The organism is Polynucleobacter kasalickyi, assembly GCF_900176405.1.
Classification (GTDB): Bacteria; Pseudomonadota; Gammaproteobacteria; order Burkholderiales; family Burkholderiaceae; genus Polynucleobacter; species Polynucleobacter kasalickyi.
The window spans coordinates 1-3,093 of the sequence record NZ_FWXJ01000028.1 but is presented as its reverse complement, the minus strand read 5'-3'; the positions used below and the strand labels follow the sequence as shown (position 1 = coordinate 3,093).

Genomic DNA, 3,093 nt, shown 5'->3' with positions numbered 1-3,093 from the left:
ATCTGCGATGAATCGATTTGAGATTGAATTTGGTGAAAGATTAAACCTTCACTAAAAACTGGAATCAACTTACACAGATTAATTTACACCCTCCATACTTTACACTCATCCGATCACATCCCGATTACTTTGGGACCAAAAGGATTCTCGATAGCACTTACTTTTCGAGATTCCATATCAAAGTAACCTATATCGTAATCCTTAAAACTCACTAACCATACTTCTTCTTCCACTTGTCGCAGTCCTACATCTTCACCTTCAAATTTAAACGTCATTCGCCAATTTCCATTTACCGAAATTGAATAGTGATCCTTTAGCTTATCTTTTAAAGGATGCAATCCCCAACCAGGTATATTCATATTGCTTTATACGCAAGTTACTTACAGTATCAATGAAAGCACTATTTATTGAGTTACCTCCCTTTGAACTTTACCGGCAGAATTATTTGGCGATCCAAATAGAGGCAAAGGTAAAAGAGGTGGTTTGCGTATCATTTATTATTGGTATGAAATCAAATTACAGTTTTGGTTTTTTACGATATATGACAAAGATGAGTGGAGTGATTTAGGGCAGAAAGAGCGCAAAGCTTTAATGGACTTATTAAATAAAGAGCTAGGAGCAAGAAAGTGACTAAACGTAACTTATTCAATGAAATCAACGAAGGGTTTGAGCATCTTCAAAAGGCTCGATCTGGGAAGGAAACCTTACTTACTGTGGAGAGAGACTTTAAACCAGCAGCGATCATTAATGCTGATGAAGTTGTGGCTATCAGAGAGCGCTTGAATCTCTCCAGAGCTGTTTTTGCTAATTACTTAAGAACTAATTTGAGAACTCTTGAGAACTGGGAGCAGGGAAGAGCGAAGCCTAATGCACAAGCTGCTTTATTGATTCATTTGGTAGATCGTTATCCAGACACTGTCGAGAAAATTGCCTCAGTCTAACAAGGAGTGAAAGTCTTGTATAGCGCCGCCTAAGTGCTAGTAGTTGGTTATATGGTGAAGGTATCGTCCAGAGAGTAGAGAAACTTACGCCAATCGAAATGGGATTACGCACTTTTTGCTATAGAAAATAAAGAATTTTTTAGCGTCATTAACGCTGTTGAATTTCAAAATTCTTATGTAATTGTTACTTCAAATATTTAGAACTCAAAATAGCGCTAAGTTCAAAGCACTTTTGTGATCTGATTTAAAGAAATGTTACATTCATAATCCAGTTAATATACAAGCATTGAATATAAAATACACGAAAAGGTAAAAAAATGGCTGAAGCTAATGAATACATCCCACCAAAAATCTGGACATGGGAAAAACCTAATGGTGGAAAATTTGCTGGTATTAATCAACCGACAGCTGGATCGCGACAAGAAAAAGAATTGCCAATTGGTCGCCATCCACTGCAGTTATATTCCTTGGGCACACCAAACGGCGTAAAAGTCACAATAATGCTTGAAGAACTTCTCGCTTTGGGGCACTCCGGGGCTGAGTATGATGCGTGGTTAATTACAATTGTTAATGGTGATCAATTTGGGTCAGATTTCGTAAAAATAAATCCAAATTCTAAAATTCCTGCCCTGCTTGATCGCAGTATGCCGACACCTATTCGAGTTTTCGAATCAGGATCAATTTTGCTTTATCTAGCAGAGAAATTTGATGCTTTTCTACCGAAAGACATATCTACTCGTACGGAAATGATGAATTGGCTATTTTGGCAGATGGGAAGCGCTCCATACATTGGAGGTGGATTTGGTCATTTTTATGCTTATGCTCCTAACAAAATGGAATATCCAATCGACCGCTTTACGATGGAAGTAAAACGTCAACTTGATGTATTAGACAAACGTTTGGAAGAAAATGAGTTTCTTGCTGGATCAAAATACACAATCGCAGATATAGCGGCTTTTCCTTGGTATGGAGCCCTCGTTAAAGGGTGGTTGTATGGTGCAGCAGAGTTTCTTGGTGCTCATGAGTATTTGAATGTCAAACGATGGGTGGATACTATTTTGGAAAGGCCTGCAGTAAAACGAGGTCGTATGGTGAATCGCACTACGGGCGAACCATCCGAGCAACTACGTGAGCGTCACGATGCGAGTGATTTTGATGGAAAATCGTTATAAATAAATTCTCCCAGTATACCCAGCAAGGGTTGTATTGTTTGGCCGTCAGGGACTTAAAACTCAGACCAAAAATTATGGGATCGGATACCCTTAATAGAACTTCATATTATGGAGCACTATTGGCGGTCAGTGACGGTGTGTAAGTAAATGTGTAGTGATTTTATACAATGAAATAATTATTTCGGTTAGTGCTGCAATGTAACTCAGATAGATAGTAAACGAAAGAATAAACACATGACTGCCAATACTGTTGTACGAGCCAGAATTAGTGAGGGTATAAAGGAAGAGGCCACTGCAGTTTTAGCTGCTATGGGGCTTACTCCGTCTGATTCCTTTCGAATCATGATGACCAAGGTAGCTAAAGAAAAAGCTTTACCTTTTGAGTCAATCATCCTAAATAAAGAAACTATTGCAGCTATGAAAGAAGCTAGAAAAGGAAAACTTAAATCCTTTACTTCCATTAATGACTTGATGGCTGACCTAAATGAGAAAGATTGAAAATGCCGGGCAGTTTAAACGGGACTACAAAAGAGAAGTAAAAGGCAGTTACTCAACTAAATAATTGTGTACTTGGTCAACCCCTGGGGCTTTCAAATGCAGATTTTGATGTATTAAAACAGGATAACTTTCGTGATAGTCCTTTTTTTAATGACAAATAACACTGTAAAAAGTAATGTAGCTGTTTGAAAGAAATGAATCGACTTTTAGTGATGCCGAGATCGTTGAAATTTCCTTAAACATATTGATGTTTGCAATGATTAATCGAATGAATGATTTATTTCATGCAGAACTTGAATTTGAGGAATACAATCTTTTTCGGCTTGGTGCTATTGGTGTAACGACGGATGCTTTAGATTCATATGCTAGAAGAATATGTGTGCTTTAGAGGGTGTAAATTAATCTGTGTAAGTTGATTCCAGTTTTTAGTGAAGGTTTAATCTTTCACCAAATTCAATCTCAAATCGATTCATCGCAGATCT

The 3,093-nt window shown here is 37.6% G+C and carries 5 protein-coding genes; 4 read left to right on the top strand and 1 reads right to left on the bottom strand.

Going from position 1 to position 3,093, the window contains the following annotated elements; genetic code table 11:
• Positions 1-113: 113 nt before the first annotated feature.
• On the bottom strand, positions 114-359 hold the full coding sequence (locus B8983_RS14420) for a type II toxin-antitoxin system RelE/ParE family toxin (protein WP_084286137.1): 246 nt from the start codon (positions 357-359) through the stop codon (positions 114-116).
• A 124-nt stretch (positions 360-483) separates the two neighbouring features.
• Here B8983_RS14420 and B8983_RS14245 point away from each other — a divergent pair, with 124 nt between their 5' ends.
• From B8983_RS14245 to B8983_RS13760, 4 genes are all read left to right on the top strand, one after another.
• Positions 484-630, top strand: a complete 147-nt coding sequence (locus B8983_RS14245) for a hypothetical protein (protein WP_234987060.1) — start codon at positions 484-486, stop codon at positions 628-630.
• Positions 627-941, top strand: a complete 315-nt coding sequence (locus B8983_RS13770; RefSeq protein ID WP_084286135.1) for a helix-turn-helix domain-containing protein — start codon at positions 627-629, stop codon at positions 939-941. The genes B8983_RS14245 and B8983_RS13770 overlap by 4 nt, the downstream gene beginning before the upstream one ends.
• Before the next feature lie 317 nt (positions 942-1,258).
• Positions 1,259-2,113: a glutathione-dependent disulfide-bond oxidoreductase gene (gene yghU, locus B8983_RS13765; RefSeq protein WP_084286133.1), complete on the top strand. Its 855-nt coding sequence runs from the start codon at positions 1,259-1,261 to the stop codon at positions 2,111-2,113.
• 234 nt (positions 2,114-2,347) lie between these two features.
• Positions 2,348-2,611, top strand: coding sequence for a type II toxin-antitoxin system RelB/DinJ family antitoxin (locus B8983_RS13760; RefSeq protein WP_084286129.1), 264 nt, complete (start codon positions 2,348-2,350; stop codon positions 2,609-2,611).
• Positions 2,612-3,093: the final 482 nt, after the last annotated feature.

Coding starts and splice junctions, on each gene's coding strand:
- B8983_RS14420 (WP_084286137.1), bottom strand. CDS start 359: ATGAATATACCTGGTTGGGGATTGCATCCTTTAAAAGATAAGCTAAAG.
- yghU (WP_084286133.1), top strand. CDS start 1,259: ATGGCTGAAGCTAATGAATACATCCCACCAAAAATCTGGACATGGGAA.
- B8983_RS13760 (WP_084286129.1), top strand. CDS start 2,348: ATGACTGCCAATACTGTTGTACGAGCCAGAATTAGTGAGGGTATAAAG.